A 23949-nucleotide genomic window follows, 5' to 3' on the forward strand; every position below is an offset into this window, starting at 1 on the left:
AAGTATAAAGATCTTTGTGCGGTTGGCAAATGACTTTTTCTGTCTTCTGCTTAAAGTTCCACTTTCGCAGCCCGGATTGCGGCAACGAAGGGATCATAGGCTGCGACAATAACGTCAGCCGCTAACGGTTTACCTTCTTTCGATAACAGGTTAATCACTGTACCGTCTGCAGAGCGTTGCAATACAATCTGATAATCGCTGTCAGCAATTGGCAGCACCGGCGGCGGCTCGCGTCCCATCATGGCTGACCACATGCCGCGGCTTGGCTTGCTATAACTGACATAATAGGTAAACGCAGAGCGGTTAATATCGTTAACAGTAAAATTAAGCTGTTCAAACACCGGCTCTAATTGCGACCAGGTGACATCGATTGACTGCGGGGTAATAAACGCCGGCTCTCCTGCACTGTTTAAGGCGGGCTCAAGACCGACCTCCGGCACCTTGTCCCGGTTTGCTACAGCGGTTTCTATTTCGGCTACCGCTACCTGGTTAATTAAGCCATTCAGTAACGTTACTTCCTGATCGCGGGCTGCGGCTTTAGTCAGCTGAGCTTGCTGATCAAAATAGCGATGCTCTTGCAGACTTACCTTGACAATGGCCGTTCTGCCATGCGGTTTCGGCTCTATAGTAATAGTGTAACGCGCTTCATCCAGTTGCTTCTGATCCTGCCAGAACCAGAAACCCTCTGTGCGATAACGTTTAATCCAGCCGGTTTCAAAACTAAGATTGTCGCTGTCAGTTGGTGTAATGTCGATATCCTGCGCGCTAAAATAATTAACTATTTGCGCCTGCAGAAAAGGGACCAGATCACCGGTTAAGTCATTGCGCTCGAACATCACTCTGGCCAGCTTTTCAGCTTCATCAGTTATCCGGCTGCTCGAGGCAGTCGCGAGCACCAATACCGGTGATTTTTCTGCAACTTCATTGCTGCGACCTTCGGTTGACGGAATATCGTACTTACCGGGCTGACGCGGTGTTGCCAGATCGGCCGGAATTTCCAGGTTCACTTGCTGACGTTGCACACGACTGTCGGGCTCATCGTTAAAAACCGAACAACCGCTTAATAAAACGGTCGCCAGCGACAATGTGATACAACTTTTTTTCCAATAATGCACCTGTACTACTCCTGATAAGGTATTTCTGTTACAACCCGGCGTTAAGCACCGAATTAAATTATCCATTGTAAAATTCAGACGTCAGGCCAGTAACCCGGCCTGTTGTAATGCCTGTTCGATTATCTGATGATGAATTGGTTCCAGTTGGGTCATCGGCAGACGCATAAAATCTGAGTCAATCATACCCAGTCGCTGCAATGCCCACTTCGTTGGAATGGGGTTTGATTCAATAAACAGCTGATGATGCAGCCCCTGCAAGCTGTCATCCAACTGTTTTGCTGCTGCAAATTGCTTGCTAAGCGCCAGCTGACACAGCCGGCTCATCAATTCCGGCGCCACGTTTGCGGTAACCGAAATAACCCCATGGCCGCCAGCCTGCATAAAAGCAAGCCCGGTGGCATCGTCGCCACTTAATAACAGAAAATCCGCCGGACAACGCTGTTGCAGTTCAGTCAGCCGGGTCAGTGAGCCTGTCGCTTCTTTTATGCCAACAATATTGTCTGTCATTGCCAGTTCAGCTACCGTTTCAGGCAACAAATCGACACCGGTGCGCCCGGGAACGTTATACAGTAGCACCGGCTTATCAGTTGCTGCAGCAACCTGCTGAAAATGCGCCAGCATACCTTGTTGCATCGGTTTATTATAAAACGGCGTAACGGTAAGAAAGCCGTCTATTGCCAGTTTATCAAGTTCACGGGTCCGCAATATGCCCTCAGCGGTTGCATTGGTACCATTTCCTGCCAATACAGGAATTTTCCCGCTTACCTGAGCGGCAACCCGGCCAATAACTTCAAGTTGTTCGGAAAAGCTAATGGTTGCTGCTTCGGCTGTGGTACCCATAATAACCAGGCCATCGGTACCCTGCTGCAGATGGCAGTCAACCAGATGTTCCAGACCTTTATAATCAATGCCGCCATCTGGCAGCATAGGGGTGACTAACGCAACAATACTTCCACTGAACATCACAGTTAACGGCTCCACACTATAATCAGGCAACATTTATAAGGCGGCCTATGTTAAAGAGTGCGGCAGACAAACACAAGACAGGAAACCGATAATGCCAATAGTTAGCTCAGGCAGCATATGTTAAGCTTAGCGCCCTGTTCAGTATCACTTTTTTTTTTCGAAATGGTTTGGTTGGAGTTTTATGTCTCAACAACTCGTCATTACTGCTATTGGTACTGACCGTACAGGTATTGTCAGTAAACTGGCACGGCTGGTAACAGATTACAATGCCAATATAATCGACAGTCGGATGGCTGTTTTTGGCAATGAGTTTACCTTTATTATGCTAATCCAGGGTGATCAGGCCGCTATCAGCAAAATTGAATACCTGATCCCTGCGTTAGGTCTGGAACTTGATCTGACAACGATGACTAAGCGTACTACTGCGCGGCCCCGTACTCAGGTAGCGGCCCATTATGTGCTGGATTATTCAGGGCCGGATCGGGTTGGCACTCTGGGGGCGATAACCGGCTTACTGGCCAGCCAGAATATTTATATTGGTTCTTTGCAGTCGGCAACGTCCATTAATGACGATAACAGTGTCCATATGCACAGCCAGATGACCCTGGAAATTCCCGATGGTGTGCAGCCGGCAGTATTAGAAAGTCAGGTAATGGCATTGCTGGCCGAGCTGAATCTTACCGGTACTTTTACGGTGCGATAGACCGCATCACATTGCCAGTTAATATTTTCAATTGACAGGAGTTACTATGCAAACGTTGACAGCTGGTCAGCAGGCACCAGACTTTACTTTACCCAATCAACACAATCAGCCGGTTACGTTAAGCAACTTACTGAAAGATAACAGAGTGTTAGTTTATTTTTATCCTAAAGCCATGACACCAGGGTGTACCGTGCAGGCCTGCAGTTTAAGAGACAGTCAGCAGGAATTAGCGAAGCACAGTGTTAAAGTTGTCGGGATCAGTACCGACGAGCCAAAGCGGCTGGCCAAATTTGCTGAGCGCGATCAACTCAATTTCACCCTGCTGGGCGATGAAGACCACCAGGTTGCCGACCAGTTTGGCGTCTGGGGCACCAAGAAATTTATGGGTAAGGTTTATGACGGCATACACCGGCTAAGCTTTCTGGTAAATCAGGACGGCAGCATTGCCCATGTCTTCGATAAATTTAAAACCAAAGATCATCACCAGGTTGTGCTGGACTACCTGCAAGGCGAGTAAGTGTTGCAGCCAGTGACATTTATCGTGCCGGCCGGCCATTCTGGCCGGTTTTTATATCAATTGGCAGGGCAACGACTAGGATATACAAAATTCTACAGGAGATGTTATGAACAGGTTCAGCCTTTTACTTTGCGCCAGTGCTGCGCTATTAATGCTAAGCAGCAACCTCAATGCCCGGCAAACCACCGAAATTAAGTCAGAAAAAACGACGATACAGCTTGAAATGATCACTGATGGTCTGGAGCATCCCTGGGGCCTGGCATTTCTGGCCGATGGCAGAATGCTGGTAACGGAACGGGCCGGGCATTTGCGTTACGTTAACGCTGATGGCAGCCTGAGCGAGCCGTTAGCCGGCTTGCCAGACATCACTGTCGCCGGCCAGGGTGGTTTGCTTGATATTATCCTGCACCCGCAGTTTGCGCAAAACAATCAGATTTTCTTCAGTTATAATGAACCTGGCGAAAATGGCAGCAGCACCGCCGTTGCCAGGGCTACCCTTAACGAAAACAGCATCAGCGATGTTCAGGTTATTTTCAGTGCCCAGCCTAAATTTGAGAGCCGGCATCACTTTGGCGGTCGGTTAGTTTTTGCTGACAACGGTGATTTATTTATCACCCTGGGTGATCGTGGTCAACGCCGTGACGACGCACAAACCCTCAATACCCACCATGGCAAAGTAGTAAGAGTAACCACCGACGGCAGCCCGTCAGCCGCTAATCCTTACCTTAAGCAGGATAAGGCACTTGCTGATATCTGGTCATTTGGCCATCGCAACATTCAGGGAGCGGCATTGCATCCGCAAACCGGCCAGCTTTGGACGCATGAGCATGGTCCGCAAGGTGGTGATGAAATCAATATTGCCCGGGCTGATCACAATTACGGCTGGCCGGTAATTACTTATGGTGAAGAATACGGCGGCGGTAAAATTGGCAAAACCAAACAAGAAGGTCTGCAACAACCACTGCATTACTGGGTGCCGTCAATCGCGCCAAGTGGCATGACATTTTATACTGCTGAACTGTTTAAACCCTGGCAGCAAAATTTGCTGGTAGGTTCACTTAAATTTGGCCAGCTGGTCCGACTGGAACTCAATGGCGAAAAAGTAACCCATGAAGAGCGGATAATGATTGGCCAACGTATTCGTGATGTCCGCCAGGGCCCTGATGGCGCAGTATATTTATTAACTGATCAAAAAAATGGCCAGATTTTACGTTTAACTCCAAAAAAATAACAGGATGAGTGCTTTTGCATCGTTTTAAACCACTACTTACCGCCAGCTCGCTGGCGGTACTTTTTAATACCGCCGTCAGCCATGCTGACGAACCGGTTGAAATTATTGTTGTCAGTGCGACCAACAGTGCCCAGAACTGGCTGCAAAGCCCGGCTACAGTTGATATAAGCTGGCCGGAGCAGTCAGGTTTACTGTTCGACAGTGCCCAGCTGTTACAGGGTATTGCCGGCTTGCAGGCAGACAGCCGGGCAAATTTTGCCCAGGATACCCGGTTAAGCGTCCGGGGGTTTGGTAGTCGCAGTCCTTTTGGCATCCGTGGCATATACCTGCAACAGGATGGCATTCCGCTCAGTGCACCAGACGGTCAGGGCCAGCTGGCCAGTGTGCTGCTGGATAATATTGCCAGCGTTGAAGTATTACGGGGCCCGCTGGCGGTACTTTATGGCAATGGTGCCGGCGCAGTGATTTCACTGAATAGCCGCCAGTACACTGAAAACGAACTCACTACTCAGGCAGCGCTTAGTGAACACCACCAGCAGCAGCAACTTAATTTCGCACTGGTAAACGATAACAACAGCCTGCAGCTGGCAGCAAAGCAGTTTAAAACCGATGGCTACCGGCCACACTCAACAGCAGCCAAAGACCAGCTGCAACTTAACTGGCAACGGCAATTAACCGACAGCCTGCAATTACAACTGCGCTATGACTGGGCCTACGATCCCTACCTGCAAGACCCCCTTAGTTTAAGCCCGGACCAATGGCGGGAAAACCCGCGCCAGACAATCGCAGCAGCCGAGACCTTTGATACTGAAAAAACGGTTAAGCAGCGCCAGACCAGTATCAGCTTAACTGATGAAGGGGCGAATCCATTTCAGCTCAGCGTTTGGCAGGGCGAGCGGGCCATAAACCAGCGACTGGCGTTCCCGGGATCAGCAACGACCTCGGCAGGCGGTGAAATTTTGCTTAAGCGGCAGTATTACGGCCTTAAAGGTCAGTATCAGCTGGCTTTGCATGACAAAGTAGCTGCAGTGATCGGCGGCAGTGCGGTTAGCACAGACGATCGGCGCTTTGGCTTTATTAATAATTTTGGCCAGCGTGGCGACTTAAGACGCGATGAAGACAACACTGCCCGTAATCTTGATGGTTTTATCAGGCTGAACTACCAGCCAGCTGCAAACACAACGGTACACGGCGGCTGGCGCTACACTGATCTGGCCTATCAGATCACAGACTATTTTGTTCAGGGAGACAACCCGGATGACAGCGGTCATCGGAACTACTACCAGCAGGCTTTTGCCCTCGGCATAAACCACCAGCTAACCCCGCAGCTGGCTTGGTTTGCCAGTGCCGGCAGAGGTTTTGAAACCCCTACCCTGGCAGAGCTTGCCTATAGCCCGGCTGATGGTGGTATTAATCTGGAGCTCGACGCCAGTACCAACCAGCAGTGGGAAACCGGCCTTAAATGGCAAAGCAACCAGCAGCGGGCCAGTATCAGTTTATTTAATATTGCAACCAGCAATGAAATTATTGCCCAGAGCAGTGAAGGCGGTCGCACCAGTTTTGCCAATGCCAGCCAAACCCGCAGAGTGGGTCTGGAGCTGCAGTGGCATTATCAGCTATCAGCAAAGTGGCGTTCAGAGCTATCCGGCCATTGGTTAAGAGCAGAGTTTGACGATGAGCAGAGGGCCGGTAACCAGTTACCTGGTGTTGCCGCTACCGAATTGCACTGGCAATGGCATTTTACGCCACAGCTGAGCCTGCCGCTGCAGGTGACGCTGCATAGCCATTACCGGAGTAAGGTCTACACCGATGATGAAAACAGTAATGCTGCACCGGCCGCCGTCTATTTCAGCGCCAGTGTCAACAGCGAACAACAGTACCGGCAATGGCATTTCAGACAGTGGTTAAGTCTGAGTAACATTACAGACAAAGATTATGTTGGCGCCGTCGTGGTAAATCAGGCCAATGGCAGATCCTTTGAACCTGCGGCTGGCCGCGAATTAGCCGCCGGTTTTGCCATCAGTTATCGCTGGTGATAATACCTATTTTATTAACAAGTGCAAGAGCATCAGTTATTTTCCCCGTTTTGCAGGGGTGGATAAATCCTGCAGAGTTGAATAACTGCGCTCATCGCCTTTTCTTAATACACTGAAGGAGCCATCTGTTTCAAGCACAATGGCGCCTATGTCGGACAAATCATCAAAACCAGCTGAGCGGGCGGCAGCTTTAATTTCTTCTCTGGTTACGCGGCTATGCTTAAGCGCCGCGTTCAGATGCTGTCCCTGATAGAACAATAAAGCCGGTTCGCCCGTGATCAACTTTTTAAACCAGCTTACCCTGACGCTGGTCCAGGTCACGATGAACTGCATACCAATCAGCAACGCAAGTGCGAGCGCTCCCTCAGCAAGAGCGACATCTTTATTAAGTAAAATCGTCGCTAAAGTAGAACCCAGGGAGACGGTAACCACAAAGTCAAAAGCATTCATTTTTGAAAGAGTACGGCGGCCAGAAATTCGCAGCAATACCAGCAAAGTCAGATAAGCAAAGCCACCAATGATCAGCGTGCGCCATATCGTTTGCCAGTTATCAAAAAAGATATTCTCCATAACCGTAGCCCCTCCAACGCCTACGTTAGTTAATCTTCATGAATTGTGTTGACGTGAGTGATGGTAAATTCCGGACTCAGCACTGCTGGCATCCGGTGTAACAATAACTCAACCCCCGATGTTACAACCTGATAGCGCAGCTGGGTTAATATCAGAACGGCTTGTTTCATTAATGCGGTTGTTATCCATTCTCCCGCACAGCGATGGTTAAACAAAACATCGCCTCCTCCCTGCGGAATAAAAGTATAAGAATCGTCCGTTCTTTGAGCAAAACGCTCAGGCTTAAAACAAGTTGGCCTATCCCATTCCCGTGGATCACGGTTAGAGCCATAGATATCCAACAACACCCGTAATCCAGGAGTAAAATCATAACCCTGCCAGCTAAAGGGCTGCCTGACAATGCCGCCAACAAATGGGAAAAAAGGATAAAACCGACGCACTTCCTGGACAAAGTAATCGGCATAGTCTGCTGTGTTGCACACATTTCGCCGACATTGTGGATATTGCTGCAGTGCAAAAGCACAAAATAGAATGTAGCGTGCCACAGCCACTGTGGGTCTGACAATATTGAGTAATTCGACCGCCGCAATATCTGTGTCGAGCTGTTGACCATTTTCATCTTTAAAAAAAGCAATGATGAACAACGGGCTGTTTTGTTCCGGCTGAAATTCTCCGTTGCGGGTTTTCAGAATACAACGTTGTAACCATTTTTCGGTTCGGCGTCGCCAAAACAAACCCCGCCAGTTACGCCAACCAACGCTGCCCGCCCCGTCAATCATGGCGCCAATCTCTTTACTACGGCTTGCTGTTTCTTCAGCGGTCAGCTTTATCCCTATCCATTGACACACCGCGGCGCAAATGATTTTTTCCAACTCGGGCAGCAGGACAACTTTGTCCTTTGTTTTCCAGTTACCAATTGCCTGCTGCCAGTGGTGTGCTGTATGTTGCAGTAACTTTTCTATTGCCGCCTGCGTCATCATCGACATAAACATGGCTTTTCGCTGGTGATGAGCCTCGTCGTTCAGCGTTGCGACACTTCCTTCATCTTGTAACGACCATAAGACTGATTTGGGAATTGCTCCCTGCCGGGTAAATCTGCCCTCCTTGTAAAATGCTTTCGCGGCCTCTTTACCTTGAATACAGACTGTTTTCTTTAGCAGCAAACGGGTTTCAAAAATATCGGAATTTAACTTTTTGCATCTGTTATAAATAAAAGTGTTTCCCTCTTTAAGCAGGGCAAGTGAGCTATCAAAGATTGAATCGCGTGGAATGCTGGCCATATTAGTCCCTTCTAATTGTATTTTACAATTCGCTCCCCGGGATGATAGCCAGGTAGCTGAAAAGGCATAAACTGTAAGTCGTATGGAAAACTGCAAATACGTGTGGTGATAGAAAAGCAATAATCGTGCCTGCGGCCAGCACTTATCGGTTAAGGAAGAATACGTGCTGACATCAGCCAGCACGTATCAGAACTGCAATATTTTCAGTTGGTAAGTAAGTTTTTCATTTATTAACTAACCCGCCGAAGCGGTATTTGTGGCGTGCCTCAAACCGCATTTTCAGGCAACGGATGAACCCTGCTCGACCAGGCCTTTATCGTCGCTTTTACCAGAGATGCCAGCGGAATCGCGAAGAAAATGCCCCAGAAACCAAACAGGCCTCCGAAGAACAGTACAGCGATGATAATAAATACCGGATTCAGATCAACCACTTCTGAAAATAACAGCGGCACCAGCACATTACCGTCTAATGCCTGAATAATGCCATATGCCAGCATCAGGTAACCGAACTCGGCTGTCAGCCCCCATTGAAACAACGCAACCAGCGCAATCGGCACTGTCGCCAGCGCAGCCCCGATATAAGGCACCAGGACAGAAAAACCGACACAAACCGCCAGTAATAATGCGTAATTCAAACCAAATAACGTAAAGACTACAAAACTGACTGCGCCAACAATCAGAATTTCCAGAATTTTACCCCGGATATAATTCATTATCTGGCCATTCATCTCATGCCAGACCTGACTAATCAGTTTACGCTCAGTTGGCAGCAGCCCGACAAAACTGGCACTTAACGACTCTTTGTCTTTGAGCATAAAAAATACCATTACCGGCACCAGCACCAGATAAATCAATACCGCCACCACATCAAAAATTGAAGCCAGTGACAGCGACAGAATTTCGCGGCTGAAGGTCATCAGACGCTCGTCTGTTGTTTGGATCATCAGGTTAATTTGTTCTGAACTGACAACGCCGGGGAACATCGCAGGCAACTCGAGCAAATAGGTCTTACCCGATTCAATCATACTGGGTAAATCCCGCGCCAGATTGCGGCCCTGGGCCCAGGCTGCTGGAATAATTGACATAATAATCAAGGTAATTACTGAGATAAAGGTGACAACCACCACGCTGGTGCTGATGGTGCGGCTAAAACCCAGCCGGGCCAGGCGCGCGACAGGCCATTCGAGTAAATAGGCAAAGGCAATGGCAACTAATACCGGCCCCAGCATACCACTGAGCCAGTAAATGGTTAGAAAACCCAGTAACAGCGTTAAAAATAATGTGACTACCTGAGGGTCTGAAAACTTATTGGTATACCACTTTTTTAACCAGTCCAGCATATAGCCGCTCCAACCCTTTGTCTGCAATAACAACTCATTGCTTTAGTATACCTAACTTACCACAAATTTTGTGGCTAATTCTGTCAGCACGGGCGCAGACTATGCTAAATTATCGCTGTTTTTGAAAAAGCGCCTGAACAGGGAATAACTGGTGAAACCTTATGCGGTTATTAGTCGTTTAATACTGAACTAAAACGCTAACTTGCAGACCAATTACCCAGTAAATGCCAATATCTGACACAAATATCGGGGCAGTATGTCATACAAAGCAGTACAGCAGTTTTTAATAGCTTGCCTGGCCAGTTTCAGCATGGTAATCGTGCCTGTGCAGGCTCAGTCAGGTTTGCCTGATATTGGCGGTAATGCTTTTTCCACCATTACCCCTGAAAAAGAAAAACAGCTGGGCGATGTGCTGATGCGCCAGACCCGTGGCAGTTTACCGATGGTCTACGACCCGCTCCTCGACGAGTACCTTAATGATCTGGGTAACCGCCTGGTTGCCCGTGCTTATGACGTTAAATTTCCCTTTAAGTTTTATTGGGTAAACAACAAAAATATTAACGCCTTCGCCACGCTCGGTGGCAACATTGCATCGCATACCGGTACCCTGGCGGTGTCAGAATCTGAAAGCGAATTTGCCTCGGTTATTGCTCATGAAATTGCCCATGTAACCCAGCGGCATATTGCCCGCTTTGTTGAAGCGCAGAATCAGCGGGCCCCAATGTCGCTGGCAGCCATTCTGGGCGCTGTGGTGCTGGCAACAGTTAACCCTGAAGCAGGTATGGCGGCTATGATGGCCACTCAGGGCGTTGCGCAGCAAAGCGCAATTAATTTCACCCGGGGCAATGAGCAGGAAGCAGACCGGATTGGCATGAAAATCCTCGCTGATTCAGGCTTTGACCCTTATGCGGTACCCGAGTTTTTCTACAAGCTTACTCAGCAAAGCCGCTTTGTTAACCAGCAACTGGCTTTTTTGCAAACGCATCCGCTGTCGCAAGCCAGAGTCAGCGATACCCGCTTACGGGCAGAGCAATTTGAAAAACGCTATGTTCCGGACAGCCAGGACTACATTCTTACAAAAGCCAGGGTTTTGGCTCGCTATCAATATCCGGTTAAAGAAACTGTAGAAATATTTCAGCAACGGTTAAGTAAGCCAGGTGGTAACACTAAAGCCAATCTCTACGGCCTGGCGCTGGCTCAACTTGATAATGGCCTGTTTACTGAGGCTCAGCAAATTATCGAAGATTTACTGCAGCATGATCCCCATAATTTATACTATGTCGACGCCTATACCGACATTTTACTGGGCCAGAACCAGTTTACCAAAGCACTGGAAATGCTCGAGCAGGAGTATTTGATCAGACCAAACAATCAGGTTGTCACCCTTAATTATGCTAATGCTGCGGTAAAAGCAGGCAGCTATCGTCTGGCAGTTCATCTGCTGCGCAATTTACTCTATTACAAGAGCGACAATATTCTGGCCTACGATTTACTGTCCGATGCTTATAAGCAGCTGGAAGATTATCCTAAGTACTATGAAGCCAGAGCAGATTTATACTATCAGCTGGCTAATTACCCAAAAGCGATTGATGATCTGAACGAAGCGCTTAACCATATTGGTGAAAACTCCCGCCTGGAAAACAAACGGGTAGAAGCCAAAAAACAACAATTACAGGCTGAATTCGACCGACTGCAGAAAATGTAAGCCGCTGCAGCTAATCAGCTGGTTTAAAACTTAACGGAAAACTTTATGATTACCATCTACCACAACCCCCGCTGCTCAAAAAGCCGCGATGCTTTGGCACTGTTGCAACAGCATACCAGCGAGCCACTCAACGTTATTGAGTATCTGAAAACACCACCGTCTGAAGCTGAGCTTAGCGCAATACTTGCTAAACTGAACATACCTGCTCGCAGTTTGCTGCGCACCGGCGAGAGCGACTATACCAGCTTGCAACTGGATAACCCTGAGCTTACTGAGCAGCAACTGATTAAGGCAATGACCGAACATCCAAAGCTGATTGAACGGCCTATCGTTGTTATTGGTGATCGGGCAGCAATTGGCCGGCCGTTAAGTAATGTAAGCGCGATCCTCTGATGAGCGCTCAGGTACTGGTACTCTATTATTCCCGGCATGGCAGTGTATTGGCGCTGGCAGAGAAAATTGCCATTGGCATAACCCAGGCAGGGGCCACAGCAGTTATTCGCTGTATCGCGGGTTTTGATGATAATCAGCCCGCCCGCCACCCTTGTGTCAGTAACAGCGACCTTAGTACTTGTGATGGTCTGGCGTTTGGCAGCCCGGTGCGCTTTGGCAATATGGCAGCGGAAGCTAAAGCGTTCTGGGACAACACCAGTGATGTCTGGTTAAAAGGGGATTTAATCAACAAAGCCGCCGGGGTTTTCACCTCTTCTGGCAGCATGCATGGCGGCAATGAAGCAAATTTACTTAGTATGATGTTACCTTTGCTGCACCACGGCATGGTGTTAATGGGCATACCCTATGCAGAACCGGAATTACATAATACCCAGAGTGGCGGCACCCCTTATGGCCCTACCCATGTCAGTGGTTTACAGGGCAATCCCAAATTAAGTGTCGATGAACAGCGGTTAGCCGTCGCCTTTGGCAAACGGCTGGCGCATCTGAGTATCTCTTTGAAATCTGCAGGGTTTGATAAACAATGAATGACAATACGGCTGTGGCAATGGCGCCACGTACTAAAATGTATCTGCGATTAGCCCGGACCGGATACTGGGGATTATGGTTGCTTATGCCAATATGGTTATTGTGGCTCTCCCCCACTACCTATGGCGGCGCCAGTGCAGTTACCGGAAATAAACTCATCAGTACGGCATTGTTGTGGTTGCCACTGTGGTTACCGATGTACGGTATTATCAAAGGTAATGCATACACTTTTGCCTGGGCAAATTTTATTGTGATGATTTACTTTTTACACAGTCTAACCAATTTATGGGTCAGTTCAGGTTTGTATCAGTTATTGGCGGGAATTGAGCTGCTGCTGGCAACAGTGATGTTTATCGGTTGTACCTACTATGCCCGGCACCGCGGCATTGAGCTTGGTTTGAAAATTCCAAAATTGAAAGACGATCCAAGGCGCTAACCTTCAATTAATTTGTTTGTTCGGCAGGTTCACCTTTATATCGACGAAGCTGCCGGTTAATAAATCTGTTATCTACCAACCTGTTCAGCCCTGATAGTAACCGGGAAGCGAGCTGCGCGTTATGTCGGCTGATAGCACAATACACAGAAGGTGGCGCTGACCAGATCGGATCGGCACCAAAATTACCTGCCCCGCCATTATTCATAAAGAAATAGTAGGACAAATCGACACTCATCACGACGTCCAGCCGCCCCTGCTCCAGCCGTTTCAGATTACTTTGCAGAGAATGAGCGTCATCGCGGATCACATCGCCCAGCGCAAATACCTGCTCCAGCTCAGGGTAAGTAAAACCGCGGGTCGTCCCTACCCGTTTGCCAGCCAAGTCAGGTAGCGCTTTTATTGCCGGGCTATCAGCGCGGCGGATAAATAATTGCTGGGCTGCAAACAGCGGCGGGCTCCAGAAATATAATGCGGGCTCAGTCACCCAATCGGGATTAAGAAAACAGGCGATATCGGCTTCACCGCTCTGAAGCCAGCTCTCTATCCGTGCTCTGGGTAAGTCGAGATACTGAATTTCCAGCTGGCTGACCAGCGCCAGCGCATCCAGTATATCTTTACTTAACCCGGCACTGAGCATACCCGACTCGTCAAAAATAGCGTAAGGAGGCGTATTGCTGTCACTGACCACCGCCCGTAACACGCTTCTTTCACTGGCAACTGCTGCCACGCTAGCCATAGCAACCAGTAGCAGCAGTCTGACACCCTGACGCAGGATACACAGCATGAATACCTCGGAGCATTCCATTTAGTAATGGCTTACTCATTTAATTTAACATGCTTTGTTAAAATAGCCAGTTGAGCCGCGCGCAGAAATATTGTTCAGGTTCCGATCTGATAGCCAGCGACAGCCGTAAACAAAACATTATTGGCAACTGATGTGCAGTGAATGGCAGTATGAGTAAACAATTAGCATTATTTCCATTAAGCAGCTTTATTTTACCTGGCGGTAAAATGCGCTTACGGGTGTTTGAAAAACGATACATCCGGCTGGTAAAAGAGGCCGGTCTTGGCAATCGCGGCTTTGCGATGGCATTACTCAATCCTTTTGTTACCCGGCAACATCAGGATCGGATCCTGCCGCTGGCGACCGAAGTGGTAATTGATGATTTTGAGCAGTTACCTGATGGCTTACTGGGTGTCACGGTTCGCGGCGTAAAACGGGTTGAAATTATAACCCGCTGGCAGGAAGAAGATGGTTTGAATGTTGCCAATGTAACCGAACTAAGCAGCTGGCCTGCAATCAGACTTAGCCAGCGCTACAGCGACCTGGCCAGCTCTTTGCTGCATTTACTGGCAGAGTATCCGCAGCTGCAACAATTGTATCCGGAACCCGAACTTGATAATGCCAGCTGGCTGGCTTCACGCTGGTTAGAGCTGATGCCAATGCAGCCCGGTTTAAAGCAAAAACTCTCTGCCGAACATGATCCGTTAACCTGTCTGGAAGGTTTACAGAACTGGCTGGAACACAACAGCTGAGCTCAGGTCTATGCCAGCTTGCAACTGTTGGTTATTATTCGATCCCCAGATACTTATGCACCTGCACACTTAGCCGCCAGTTATACTTTTTGCAATAGGCAATCGCCAGTGCTGTTGCCTTTGCCTGCTGGCTGATTGGTTGCAGATAAATCAGTTTTTTACTGATTTCAGTCTGTGCCAGTAGCTGTTGTAACTGCTCAATATGTTTATCCATCGCCACCGGGTGCTTTATCTCATCCGCCCTGTCCAATGCACTTTGCAACACCTTGTAGCCGCCTTTCATATTCACTTTGGGAGAAACGGTGACCCAACTGGCGGCAGGGACCAGGATCTCGAAAGTACCGCTGGTTTCAATCTGGGTCTGATAACCGGCATTATGCAGAGTGTTACAGAGCGGATTCAGATCGTACATGCAGGGCTCACCACCGGTTATCACGACATGCTTCGCCTGATAGCCTTTCTCCTGAAACAGTGCCAGAAATTGCTCTACAGTAAACGCTGACCACTGTTCAGTCTCCGCTGATTTGGCCATCAGTGTCTTTGGCGCAACTTGCAAATCCGGGTTAATTGTCCAGGTATGTTTAGTATCACACCAGGCACACCCAACCGGGCAGCCCTGCAGCCGGATAAAAATCGCCGGCACACCGGTAAAGCTGCCTTCGCCCTGAATGGTTTCAAAAATTTCGTTAACCTTATACAACAAGCCGCGGTTTCCTTTAAGACAAGCAGGTGATCTGACCGCCATGTTCAAGTACAATGCGCGGCCAGTTTGCCCGCTATTATACAGAGAGAGACAGTGATGAGCCAAAAAGTTGTGGTTATTTATTCCGGTGGTATGGATTCATTTACTATCCTGCATAAAGCAATCGCCGCCGGTCACGATGTTTATGCTCTGTCATTTAATTATGGTCAGCGCCATGTTAAAGAACTGATATGTGCGGCAGATGTCTGTAAAGAGCTGAATATCAACCATAAAATTGTCGATATTTCAGCGATTAACCAGCTGATCAGTGGCTCATCGCTAACCAGCGATATCGATGTACCCGAGGGCCATTATGCGGCCGATAATATGAAATCGACGGTAGTGCCCAATCGCAATATGATTCTGCTATCGCTGGCGGTAGGTTACGCGGATTCAATTGGCGCCCGGGCGGTGTATTACGGCGCTCATTCCGGCGATCACTTTATTTATCCGGATTGCCGGCCGGAATTTGTGCAGAAAATGAATGACGTTTGTCAGATAGCGAATTACCAGCCGGTCGATATTGTCAGCCCCTACCTGTACCAGACAAAAATTGAAATTTTGGCCGACGGCCTGGCGATGGGCCTTGATTACAGCAAAACCTGGACCTGCTACAACGGCCGCGATAAAGCCTGCGGCAAATGCGGCTCATGCCAGGAGCGCCTGGAAGCCTTTAATCTTAATAACGCCACCGATCCGCTGCCATACGAATAACGTTCAATCACCAGCCGGGCTCTGAGATAAGCGAGCCCGGCATGTTGTTTAAGTTCAGGCACTGAATAAGCTGGAGTGCAGTTGTTTTACTACGCCTGGTGCGTCGGCATCCTGTACTAAAAAGCACAGGTTGTGTTTGGAGGCGCCGTGGCAAATCAGCCGCATATTAATCCGCTCCAGCGTTTTAAACAGCTCTCCGGTAATGCCTTTGCTGCTGTGCAAATGGTTACCAATTACTGCCACCAGACTTAAGCCCTGCTCTACCACCACTTCACAAAATGCTCTAAGCTCCAGTAGCGCCGGCTCTACCGCATGGCTGAAGGCGCTGGTCATGCCGCCTTCATCTAACGTCAGCGCGACACTGATTTCTGAGGTGGTAACTAAATCAACCGAGATCTGATGCCGGCTTAAAATATCAAATACCCGGGCTAAAAAACCGGCGGCATGCAGCATGTCCGGGCTTTTTACCGTGATCAGGGTTTGTGATTTACGCAAAGCAATGGCGCGGTAAGGCGGCCGCTGTTTTACTTCTTTCGCAATCCAGGTGCCACCGGCTTCGGGTTCACGGCTGGAGCCGACAAACACCCCGATATTGCGCCGCATCGCCGGAATAAGCGTGGCCGGATGCAGCACTTTCGCGCCAAAGGTCGCCATTTCGGCCGCTTCATCAAAGCTGATTTCACCGATGCAGCGCGCCTGATCGGTTAAGCGCGGATCGGTGGTAAATATACCGACCACATCGGTCCAGATTTGTACGGTATCTGCTTGTAACGCCTCTGCCAGCAAAGCGGCGCTGTAATCTGAGCCACCACGGCCAAGCGTGGTGGTTTGTTCAAAGTCGTCCTGGCCGATAAAGCCCTGGGTCACAATCCGCTGCTCGGCGATTAATGGCTGTAAATGCACTTCAGCCAGCTGAGCAATCTGTTTTACCTGCGGCTCGGCCCGGCCAAAGCGGCTATCGGTGCGCATTACCCGGCGAATATCAAAACATTGGGCAGCAGCGCCACGCTCGCGCAAAACCTGACTGAATAGCGCCGAGCTTAAACGCTCACCGAATGATTGAATCAGATCTTTATGGGCACTGCTGTATACCGCACCACCATTTTCAATCAGGGCTTTTAGCTCGCCAAGCAGCAATTCAATCGCCTCTGCCACCTGCCCAGGCTGGCTCAGGCGGTTAAGTACGGCTAACGTGATGGCTTCAATACCGGCATAAGCGTCATAACGCTCGGTAACACTGGTGGTTTTGGTAATATCGACTAACAGGTTGGTAACGCCGGAACTGGCACTGACCACAACAACCCGGATGGCATTGTTGGCCAGAATAATATCGGCACAACGGCTCATCGCATCAAAATCAGCAACACTGGTGCCGCCAAATTTGGCAATAATAAGATTGGACAAGGGTGTCTCTCCTTACAAATAAAATAAGCAGAGCATGGCTTTTGCTAATTGCAGCAAAACGGAAATGAATACAGACCGTTGCTATCGATAACAAAGGCCAGAAGCTCTCCACCAAACAAACAGGTGACAGTCGGCAGGATTCAGCCTGCCCGACCGAAAGCACACACACTATATCGTGTGCTTTCTCGGCGTTAATCCCCCTGGCCCGTGCTGCGAAGTATAGTCTTCTGTCATGGGTTACCTGGTTAACGCGCCTCTTCTGGTCTATCAGATATGATTGACGGCGGCCACTTTACCTCGTCAGCCGCCAGATAGCAATAGCCTTATAGCCGTCTATCAGCTTAGCGCACGTCTACCGATTTTCCATCGGTTATTTTGCGCCGCATCATACCAGCTATAACTGAATACTGCCTTAGTAAGGATAACTTTAATTAACTGTAATGGTTGTTAATGTGCTTAATCAGCTCAATAAAAGCATCCATGTCTTTTTCATTCTGAGCGTCACTGTGCCACTTATGATGAAACCCCAGGGTCAGTTGCACTTTCGCTGACTGAAAATACACTTCATAACCATCAAAACCCTGGCTGACAGTCAGCCCATCCAGGGTAAAACCGGCACCGTGGTCGGTATCGACTGGTTTGCCATGCTTTTCTACTTTGGCGTAGACATTTAAAAGTAATTTACCATCCAGTTCATTATGCATAATCAGTCCGTTTTAACGCTATCGTCGGGTTTGCTCATTAGCATAGCAGCTAAAAGCCATTGGTTTGATGACTTTACGCAATGCAGGTATAGTACGGATGTCTTATTAGGAGAAAAAAATGCAAAAGACCCTGATTGCCGCCGTGCTGTTAGTCAGCCTCGGCGCAAGCGCCAATATTGTTCAGGACGCACCGCTGGTTTCTATCGCAACCCATGATGCTTTTTTTAAGCAGCTAAAAGCGCTGTGCGGCAAAGCCTTTGCCGGCAACATTGCGGTCGATAACCCACCAGCGCCGGGTTTTGAGGGTGCGCTGATTATGCACATCAGAAAATGCACCGACCAGCAGCTGCAAATTCCGTTTCATGTCGGCGACGATCATTCCCGTACCTGGATTATCTCTAAAACCGGCTCTGGTCTTACCCTGAAGCATGACCATCGTAATGCCGATGGCAGCCATGATGAGCAAACGATGTATGGTGGTCAGACACTCGATGCGGGCTGGGCTAATGTTCAGTCGTTTCCGGCCGATCAGTACTCAAAAGAGCTGTTTAGCGCCCGCGGTATTCCGCAGTCTAATACCAATATCTGGCAAATGTTTATCTACCCGGAAAAATTCAGCTACCGGCTTATCCGGGAAGGCCGGGAATTCCGGGTTGATTTTGACCTGACCCAACCAGTCGCGTTACCGCCAACCCCCTGGGGCTATGCTGACTGAAAACTGTAACTCTTATAATTATAAACAACCTTCAATAACTGGAGCCACTATGAAAACGTCTGTAAAGTTTTCGCCACTTGTTATGATCCTGGCAGGTGCACTGACCCTCAGCGCCTGCTCTAAAGAACCGGCAGTGCCTGCCAGCGACAGCCAGGCTGACGCTGAACCAACTGCTGAACTGGTCGATACTGAATTTAACCCACGCCTGGCGGAATATATTAAAACCCTGGCCTCGGATGAATTTCAGGGCCGCGCGCCGGCAACCAAAGGCGAAGAGCTGACCGTCGCTTACCTGGAAGAGAACTTCCGCCGCATTGGTTTAAAGCCAATAGATGGCGACAGCTATAAGCAGCCGGTATCGCTGGTGCAAATCGATCCGAAACAAGTATCGGATATGACTTTAACCGGCGAAAACCTGCCACAGAGCTTTAAATACCGGGACGAAATGATTGCCTGGACCACCCGGGTTACCGAGCAGGTATCGGTTGAAGACAGCGAGATGGTATTTGTGGGCTATGGCATTGTGGCGCCGGAATACAACTGGAACGATTACGAAGGCCTGGATGTTAAAGGTAAAACCGTGGTGATGTTTGTCAACGATCCCGGTTATGCCACGCAGGACCCGGAACTGTTTAATGGCAATGCCATGACCTACTATGGTCGCTGGACTTATAAATTTGAAGAAGCTGCCCGCCAGGGCGCTGCGATGGCATTGATCATTCATGAAACCGCCCCGGCCAGTTATGGCTGGGGTGTGGTTGCCCATGGCTCGCCAATTAAATTTGACCTGGTTAACGAAAACAAAAACATGGACAGAGCCAAAGTAGAAGGCTGGTTAACCACTGAGTCTGCTGAAAAACTGTTCGCCAATGCCGGTACCGATCTGGCCACTATGCATAAAAAAGCGCTTGAGCCGGATTTCAGCCCGGTAGCGCTTAATGCCAAAGCATCGGTTACCGTTAATAATAATCTGCGTGAACTCACCTCCAGTAACGTTATTGGTTATATCGAAGGCAGCAAATACCCGGACGAATATGTGCTGTATATGGCGCACTGGGACCACCTGGGTATGGATTTTTCCAACCCGGATAATAAAGTATTTAATGGCGCGCAGGATAATGCCAGTGGCACCGGCGCTGTTATTGCCCTGGCTGAATATTTTGCCAGCCAGCCACAACCTGAACGCTCGGTGGTATTTGCGTTAGTAACTGCTGAAGAGCGCGGCTTACTCGGTTCTGCCTGGTATGCAGCCAACCCGGTCTTTCCACTGGAGAAAACCGTTGCTGCCATTAATATGGATGTGATGAATGTCTATGGCCCGATGAAAGATATGGTGATTGTTGGCCTGGGTAATACTGAGGTAGAACAACTGCTGGTGAACTATACCGAGCAGCAGGGCCGCTACGCTGTGAAAGAACCAAACCCGGAAGCGGGTATTGCCTATCGCTCTGATCACTTTAATCTGTCGAAAAAAGGCGTGCCTATTCTGTATGCCAAAGGCGGTAATGATCATTATCAGCAAGGTGCTGAATGGGGTGCTGCGCAGCGCGCTGAATATAACCGTTGCTGCTATCACAAGGTAGGTGACGAATGGCGGGATGATTTCGACCTACGCGGCGCTCAGCAGGATTTATTCCTGTATTACCGGGTTGGTAATGAACTGGCAAACAGCCGGCAGTGGCCAAACTGGTATCAAGGTAACGAATTCAGAGCGATTCGTGACGCTTCTGCGGCAGCACGGCAGTAAATCAGTGCCAACTTAATAGCAACTCAGACAAGGGCAGCCAGCAGGCTGCCTTTTTTATCAGCCTCGCTTAACGGCAAAACGGCAAGCTTGCTAATTCAGAACTTATTCAGCTAGGCTAAACTACATTACCAATTATTGTTGGCAGTGAATAACTTAGCTGATGGGTGCCGTTGGATAATCTATGAAACGTTTTTTAAAAGCACTGCTGATTTTAGCTATCGGTTTACCGCTGTTAGCTGCTGCTGGCTACTGGTTTTTGCAGCAACAAATTGCCAGGGCCGGGGTTAGCAATTTACAGCTGGATTTTAGCAGAGTAACGCTACGTAGCGCGTCATTGGCCAGTGCCCGTTTTCAGCTGCAGCAAAACGGCGCCCTGCATCAGGTGGACTTACAAAACGTCGAGCTTAACTGGCATTGGCCAGCTGCTTTTAAACCGGTTTTCCAACAAATCAGCTTTGGCCCCGCTGACATAACACTTGACCGGCCAGCGGCCTCCTCTCCTGCCGCTGCCAGCGCTTTGACGCTGCCCGCTACCTGGCAGCTGCCGGACTGGCTGCCAAAACATATTAAGCTAAACGATACCCTGCTGCGCTTGCCCTGCCCTGCGGGTCAGTGTCAGCTGCGGGTAAACGGTTATCTGAAGTACTTTGCTGATCCGCAGCATACATCGCAGGACCCTATACAAAACACAATACAGGACTCAATACAGGAGACAATGCAGGAGACAGTGCAGCCTGACAGCAGCAATGCCGCTTACTGGCAAAGCCAGCTGACTGTCAGGCCACAGCTGCAGGCTGCAAGCTCAGTTCAGGATACTGATTCAGCCATTAGCAATATCTTAATAGATGCCCGATATCAGCCAGTACCAGAGCCGGCACTGCAATTAACGCTGCAGCAGGAAAACCAGATTGGTCTGAGTATCAAACAGCAACTTAACCCGGCAAGCGGCCAGGCAATGACTGAGATTGTGTTAGCGCTCTCCCCCCCATCATCAGCTAATCAGACAGTGTTGCAGCAATGGGGGGTTAACCTGCCAGCAGCCTGGCTGGCCCAGTTTCAGCAACCGGTGCAGCTTTACAGCAAATTACACTGGCAATTACCGGCAGATGGCGATCTGAGCACCTTGTTCAGCAGCCACGATATTGAGGCGACGCTGATTGCCCGCGCGCCCGATCCGTTTTACCTGCCAGCACTTGGGCTGATTCAGGGCGAGCTCAATGGTGAGCTACGACTGAAGAACCAGCTTGTTGAACGTTGGCAATTTAGCGCCGCAGGCCGGCTGTCTGAGCTGGAAATGCCAGCGACGCTAAGCGAATACGGCCTGGCGTTGAGTCTGCTGCAGTTTACTGTCAGCGCCAATGCCACTGAGCCGTTTGATCTGGCCTCCCTGCCTTTGCAGCTGCAGTTAAGCAGCGACGGCGACAGCCGTTTTATGCTGGACAGCGAGCTTACTGTTGATCTTCGTGGCAGTCCGGCATTCAGGCTTGGCAAGGCAGATTTAAGCGCCACTATTGCCCGCCTGGAGTTAGCAAACCAGGCGGCCACAGTAACATCGCTTGCCTTAAAAACCCGGCTTAGTGGTCACTGGCAGACTGACAGCTGGCAATTTCAGCTCTCTGATAACAGCACCCTCAGTGGCAGCTTTAGCAGCGATACCCTCTCTGGTCGCGACTTTAGATTATCGCTGCAAAACAGTCAGTTCAGCGGCGATGAAACCGGCCTGACGGCTTTTGGTAGCAAACTGGATTTAAACGTCAATCCGCTCAGTGTTCCGGCACTGGTTAGCCAGAACTGGCAATGGCAGGGCCTGCTCAGTGGTAACACGGCGCAATTGACTGTTGAGAATGGCCAGCTTAGTAATGATGCCGGTATTACGCTGGCCCACCAACTGACATATCAGCCTGCGACCAGTAAATTGCAGGGGCAATGGCAGTTAACTGAAGTCTTTTTACTGGCCGGTAACCCGCTGGCAAAAACCATCAGTGCCTGGCCTGAACTGTTGACATTAAACCGGGGCAAACTCAGCGCCAGTGGCAATGTCATGCTGGACAATCACCAGTTCACCAGCAATAGCCAGTTACAGCTGGGTGATCTGGGCGGCATTTACGATCGCAGCCTGTTTGCCGGCTTAACAGCCAGCATTGATATCGCGGTTAACGACGACAGATTTGAACTGCAGACCAATAACTTACGCCTTAACCGCTTAAATCATGGCTTTGAAATGGGGCCACTGCAAATCACTGGCTCTGCCACAGTGCCGTTCAGTGCGCCGGAACATTTGACCATCAGTTTACAACAGGCAGAATTACAACTGATGCAGGGAAAAATAACCGCCAACAACCAGCAGCTGGATTTCAGTCAAAACACCAACCAGTTGCTGCTGCAACTACAGCAAATCGATTTAGCCAGTTTATTACAGCAGCACCCGTCAAGCGATTTCACTGGCAATGGCAAACTGTCCGGCAGCGTTCCTGTGCTTATCAGTAACAAGGGGATCAGTGTCAATAACGGCTATATTGCTGCAGAAGCCCCCGGTGGCCGCCTGCAATACCAGTCGCAAAGTGCCAGCGCTATGGCGAAATCGAACCGTAATATGAAACTGGTTTTCGACGCGCTGGAAAACTTTCACTACACGGTGCTTAGCAGTGATATCAGCTATGAAACCAATGGCAAACTGGTGCTGGGCTTAACATTGCAGGGGCAGAACCCTAACCTGCAACAAGGCCGGGCGATTAATTTAAATGTTAATCTGGAAGAAGATCTGCCCGCCCTTATTACCAGCCTGCAACTTACCAATAAGTTAAATGACGTGATTACCCAACGGGTTAAACGATACCTTAAACAACAACAAGCGGCAGCGGCCGCTAACGGAGAAAAACCATGAGAAGATTAGCCGGAGGGGTGGCAATAGCAAGTCTGCTGTTGCTGGCCTGCACCCCTAAGGTTCAGGTAGAGCTACCTAATGAGCCGATCAATATTAATCTTAATGTCAAAATTCAGCATGAAATCTATATCAAAGTAGACAAACAGCTTGATGAGTTATTTAGCGAAAACAGTGGCTTATTCTAAGGAGATCATACTGATGAAACTGACAAAATTCCGACTGCTATTGGCAGGCCTGTTACTGGCGCTAAGTTTACCGGTTATGGCGATGAACTTGCAGCAAGCTATGGCAGCGTTGAGTGAGACTAAATCGCAGGGCCTGGTCGGTGAGCAACCTAATGGCTATCTGGGTGTCGTGCAAAGCACTGAGCGAAGCGAAGCCGTGGTAAAACTGATTAACGACGCCAGGCGCGCTGAATATACCAGACTGGCCAGACAAAACGATATCGCCGTCGCTGATGTCGAAGCCATTGCCGGCCAGAAAGCGCTGGAAAAAACAGCCCTTGGTCACTTTATTCTGATCGATGGCAACTGGGTCCGCAAGCGTTAGCCCCTGTCCGCCACTTGCCGGTTCAGTTTGCGCTGCGCCGGCTATCATACTTTAGTCGCATGCCTGTCCAATAC

24 protein-coding genes and 1 riboswitch are annotated in these 23949 nt (G+C 49.3%); of the genes, 15 read left to right on the forward strand and 9 right to left on the reverse strand.

Translation table 11 applies throughout. From position 1 onward, the window contains the following. Positions 1–50: 50 nt before the first annotated feature. A complete protein-coding gene (gene bamC / locus R3187_RS13250) occupies positions 51–1115 on the reverse strand; it encodes an outer membrane protein assembly factor BamC (RefSeq protein WP_318967537.1) in 1065 nt (354 codons plus the stop codon). Between the two features lie 81 nt (positions 1116–1196). Next, positions 1197–2078, reverse strand: coding sequence for a 4-hydroxy-tetrahydrodipicolinate synthase (gene dapA / locus R3187_RS13255; protein WP_318967757.1), 882 nt, complete (start codon positions 2076–2078; stop codon positions 1197–1199). 184 nt (positions 2079–2262) lie between these two features. On the opposite strand from dapA, the gene R3187_RS13260 reads away from it, so the two are divergent. The 4 genes from R3187_RS13260 to R3187_RS13275 all read left to right on the forward strand — a co-directional run bounded on the left by R3187_RS13260 (position 2263) and on the right by R3187_RS13275 (position 6568). Beyond that, on the forward strand, positions 2263–2784 hold the full coding sequence (locus R3187_RS13260) for a glycine cleavage system protein R (protein ID WP_318967538.1): 522 nt from the start codon (positions 2263–2265) through the stop codon (positions 2782–2784). Between the two features lie 46 nt (positions 2785–2830). Then, positions 2831–3301, forward strand: a complete 471-nt coding sequence (gene bcp / locus R3187_RS13265; RefSeq protein ID WP_318967539.1) for a thioredoxin-dependent thiol peroxidase — start codon at positions 2831–2833, stop codon at positions 3299–3301. A 106-nt stretch (positions 3302–3407) separates the two neighbouring features. Then, a complete protein-coding gene (locus R3187_RS13270) occupies positions 3408–4532 on the forward strand; it encodes a PQQ-dependent sugar dehydrogenase (RefSeq protein WP_318967540.1) in 1125 nt (374 codons plus the stop codon). Between the two features lie 14 nt (positions 4533–4546). Beyond that, entirely contained in the window at positions 4547–6568 is a 2022-nt protein-coding gene (locus tag R3187_RS13275) for a TonB-dependent receptor family protein (RefSeq protein ID WP_318967541.1), read from the forward strand. Between the two features lie 36 nt (positions 6569–6604). Here the strand turns inward: R3187_RS13275 and R3187_RS13280 are convergent, their stop codons facing one another. The 3 genes from R3187_RS13280 to R3187_RS13290 form a co-directional block, all read right to left on the reverse strand. Further along, positions 6605–7138, reverse strand: coding sequence for a DUF421 domain-containing protein (locus R3187_RS13280; RefSeq protein ID WP_318967542.1), 534 nt, complete (start codon positions 7136–7138; stop codon positions 6605–6607). Between the two features lie 29 nt (positions 7139–7167). Beyond that, positions 7168–8418, reverse strand: coding sequence for a cytochrome P450 (locus R3187_RS13285; RefSeq protein WP_318967543.1), 1251 nt, complete (start codon positions 8416–8418; stop codon positions 7168–7170). A gap of 266 nt (positions 8419–8684) precedes the next feature. Next, positions 8685–9758, reverse strand: coding sequence for an AI-2E family transporter (locus R3187_RS13290; protein WP_318967544.1), 1074 nt, complete (start codon positions 9756–9758; stop codon positions 8685–8687). A 256-nt stretch (positions 9759–10014) separates the two neighbouring features. On the opposite strand from R3187_RS13290, the gene R3187_RS13295 reads away from it, so the two are divergent. The 4 genes from R3187_RS13295 to R3187_RS13310 are packed head-to-tail and all read left to right on the forward strand — an operon-like array spanning position 10015 to position 12880. Continuing rightward, a complete protein-coding gene (locus R3187_RS13295) occupies positions 10015–11463 on the forward strand; it encodes a M48 family metalloprotease (RefSeq protein WP_318967545.1) in 1449 nt (482 codons plus the stop codon). A 45-nt stretch (positions 11464–11508) separates the two neighbouring features. Beyond that, complete coding sequence (gene arsC, locus R3187_RS13300) at positions 11509–11856, forward strand: arsenate reductase (glutaredoxin) (RefSeq protein WP_318967546.1); 348 nt, start codon at positions 11509–11511, stop codon at positions 11854–11856. Continuing rightward, the gene (wrbA, locus tag R3187_RS13305) at positions 11856–12443 is read left to right on the forward strand and encodes an NAD(P)H:quinone oxidoreductase (protein WP_318967547.1); all 588 of its coding nucleotides are present in this window, start codon (positions 11856–11858) and stop codon (positions 12441–12443) included. The genes arsC and wrbA overlap by 1 nt, the downstream gene beginning before the upstream one ends. Further along, positions 12440–12880: a DUF2069 domain-containing protein gene (locus R3187_RS13310; protein WP_413229027.1), complete on the forward strand. Its 441-nt coding sequence runs from the start codon at positions 12440–12442 to the stop codon at positions 12878–12880. The genes wrbA and R3187_RS13310 overlap by 4 nt, the downstream gene beginning before the upstream one ends. Positions 12881–12887: 7 nt before the next feature. On the opposite strand, the gene R3187_RS13315 is transcribed toward R3187_RS13310, so the two are convergent. Next, positions 12888–13664, reverse strand: a complete 777-nt coding sequence (locus tag R3187_RS13315; RefSeq protein WP_318967548.1) for a substrate-binding periplasmic protein — start codon at positions 13662–13664, stop codon at positions 12888–12890. Positions 13665–13834: 170 nt separating this feature from the next. On the opposite strand from R3187_RS13315, the gene R3187_RS13320 reads away from it, so the two are divergent. Next, positions 13835–14416 (forward strand): LON peptidase substrate-binding domain-containing protein, encoded by a 582-nt coding sequence (locus tag R3187_RS13320; RefSeq protein WP_318967549.1) that lies wholly within the window; start codon positions 13835–13837, stop codon positions 14414–14416. A gap of 34 nt (positions 14417–14450) precedes the next feature. Here the strand turns inward: R3187_RS13320 and queE are convergent, their stop codons facing one another. Then, a complete protein-coding gene (gene queE, locus R3187_RS13325; RefSeq protein WP_318967550.1) occupies positions 14451–15119 on the reverse strand; it encodes a 7-carboxy-7-deazaguanine synthase QueE in 669 nt (222 codons plus the stop codon). 96 nt (positions 15120–15215) lie between these two features. Here queE and queC point away from each other — a divergent pair, with 96 nt between their 5' ends. Beyond that, positions 15216–15872, forward strand: coding sequence for a 7-cyano-7-deazaguanine synthase QueC (gene queC / locus R3187_RS13330; RefSeq protein WP_318967551.1), 657 nt, complete (start codon positions 15216–15218; stop codon positions 15870–15872). A 54-nt stretch (positions 15873–15926) separates the two neighbouring features. On the opposite strand, the gene lysC is transcribed toward queC, so the two are convergent. Together lysC and R3187_RS13340 are read right to left on the reverse strand one after the other, a co-directional pair. Further along, positions 15927–17276: a lysine-sensitive aspartokinase 3 gene (gene lysC, locus R3187_RS13335; protein ID WP_318967552.1), complete on the reverse strand. Its 1350-nt coding sequence runs from the start codon at positions 17274–17276 to the stop codon at positions 15927–15929. Positions 17277–17369: 93 nt separating this feature from the next. Beyond that, positions 17370–17543, reverse strand: a riboswitch (Lysine riboswitch). Positions 17544–17707: 164 nt separating this feature from the next. After that, positions 17708–17980, reverse strand: a complete 273-nt coding sequence (locus R3187_RS13340; RefSeq protein WP_318967553.1) for a DUF3081 family protein — start codon at positions 17978–17980, stop codon at positions 17708–17710. Between the two features lie 118 nt (positions 17981–18098). Between R3187_RS13340 and R3187_RS13345 the strand changes: the two genes are divergently transcribed. The 5 genes from R3187_RS13345 to R3187_RS13365 all read left to right on the forward strand — a co-directional run bounded on the left by R3187_RS13345 (position 18099) and on the right by R3187_RS13365 (position 23875). After that, positions 18099–18695, forward strand: coding sequence for a hypothetical protein (locus R3187_RS13345; RefSeq protein ID WP_318967554.1), 597 nt, complete (start codon positions 18099–18101; stop codon positions 18693–18695). 49 nt (positions 18696–18744) lie between these two features. Then, a complete protein-coding gene (locus tag R3187_RS13350) occupies positions 18745–20442 on the forward strand; it encodes a M28 family metallopeptidase (RefSeq protein WP_318967555.1) in 1698 nt (565 codons plus the stop codon). Positions 20443–20623: 181 nt separating this feature from the next. Beyond that, positions 20624–23326 (forward strand): YdbH domain-containing protein, encoded by a 2703-nt coding sequence (locus R3187_RS13355; protein ID WP_318967556.1) that lies wholly within the window; start codon positions 20624–20626, stop codon positions 23324–23326. Beyond that, positions 23323–23511: a YnbE family lipoprotein gene (locus R3187_RS13360; protein ID WP_318967557.1), complete on the forward strand. Its 189-nt coding sequence runs from the start codon at positions 23323–23325 to the stop codon at positions 23509–23511. The genes R3187_RS13355 and R3187_RS13360 overlap by 4 nt, the downstream gene beginning before the upstream one ends. 13 nt (positions 23512–23524) lie before the next feature. Continuing rightward, entirely contained in the window at positions 23525–23875 is a 351-nt protein-coding gene (locus R3187_RS13365) for a YdbL family protein (protein WP_318967558.1), read from the forward strand. Positions 23876–23949 lie beyond the last annotated feature (74 nt).

Source organism: Arsukibacterium sp. (assembly GCF_033721375.1).
GTDB lineage: Bacteria > Pseudomonadota > Gammaproteobacteria > Enterobacterales > Alteromonadaceae > Alishewanella.

Excerpts from the sequence above, each read along its gene's own strand:
- dapA (WP_318967757.1), bottom strand. The coding sequence starts at position 2,078 with ATGTTCAGTGGAAGTATTGTTGCGTTAGTCACCCCTATGCTGCCAGAT.
- R3187_RS13260 (WP_318967538.1), top strand. The coding sequence starts at position 2,263 with ATGTCTCAACAACTCGTCATTACTGCTATTGGTACTGACCGTACAGGT.
- bcp (WP_318967539.1), top strand. The coding sequence starts at position 2,831 with ATGCAAACGTTGACAGCTGGTCAGCAGGCACCAGACTTTACTTTACCC.
- R3187_RS13270 (WP_318967540.1), top strand. The coding sequence starts at position 3,408 with ATGAACAGGTTCAGCCTTTTACTTTGCGCCAGTGCTGCGCTATTAATG.
- R3187_RS13280 (WP_318967542.1), bottom strand. The coding sequence starts at position 7,138 with ATGGAGAATATCTTTTTTGATAACTGGCAAACGATATGGCGCACGCTG.
- R3187_RS13285 (WP_318967543.1), bottom strand. The coding sequence starts at position 8,418 with ATGGCCAGCATTCCACGCGATTCAATCTTTGATAGCTCACTTGCCCTG.
- R3187_RS13290 (WP_318967544.1), bottom strand. The coding sequence starts at position 9,758 with ATGCTGGACTGGTTAAAAAAGTGGTATACCAATAAGTTTTCAGACCCT.
- R3187_RS13295 (WP_318967545.1), top strand. The coding sequence starts at position 10,015 with ATGTCATACAAAGCAGTACAGCAGTTTTTAATAGCTTGCCTGGCCAGT.
- arsC (WP_318967546.1), top strand. The coding sequence starts at position 11,509 with ATGATTACCATCTACCACAACCCCCGCTGCTCAAAAAGCCGCGATGCT.
- wrbA (WP_318967547.1), top strand. The coding sequence starts at position 11,856 with ATGAGCGCTCAGGTACTGGTACTCTATTATTCCCGGCATGGCAGTGTA.
- R3187_RS13310 (WP_413229027.1), top strand. The coding sequence starts at position 12,440 with ATGAATGACAATACGGCTGTGGCAATGGCGCCACGTACTAAAATGTAT.
- R3187_RS13315 (WP_318967548.1), bottom strand. The coding sequence starts at position 13,664 with ATGCTGTGTATCCTGCGTCAGGGTGTCAGACTGCTGCTACTGGTTGCT.
- R3187_RS13320 (WP_318967549.1), top strand. The coding sequence starts at position 13,835 with ATGAGTAAACAATTAGCATTATTTCCATTAAGCAGCTTTATTTTACCT.
- queC (WP_318967551.1), top strand. The coding sequence starts at position 15,216 with ATGAGCCAAAAAGTTGTGGTTATTTATTCCGGTGGTATGGATTCATTT.
- R3187_RS13340 (WP_318967553.1), bottom strand. The coding sequence starts at position 17,980 with ATGCATAATGAACTGGATGGTAAATTACTTTTAAATGTCTACGCCAAA.
- R3187_RS13345 (WP_318967554.1), top strand. The coding sequence starts at position 18,099 with ATGCAAAAGACCCTGATTGCCGCCGTGCTGTTAGTCAGCCTCGGCGCA.
- R3187_RS13350 (WP_318967555.1), top strand. The coding sequence starts at position 18,745 with ATGAAAACGTCTGTAAAGTTTTCGCCACTTGTTATGATCCTGGCAGGT.
- R3187_RS13355 (WP_318967556.1), top strand. The coding sequence starts at position 20,624 with ATGAAACGTTTTTTAAAAGCACTGCTGATTTTAGCTATCGGTTTACCG.
- R3187_RS13360 (WP_318967557.1), top strand. The coding sequence starts at position 23,323 with ATGAGAAGATTAGCCGGAGGGGTGGCAATAGCAAGTCTGCTGTTGCTG.
- R3187_RS13365 (WP_318967558.1), top strand. The coding sequence starts at position 23,525 with ATGAAACTGACAAAATTCCGACTGCTATTGGCAGGCCTGTTACTGGCG.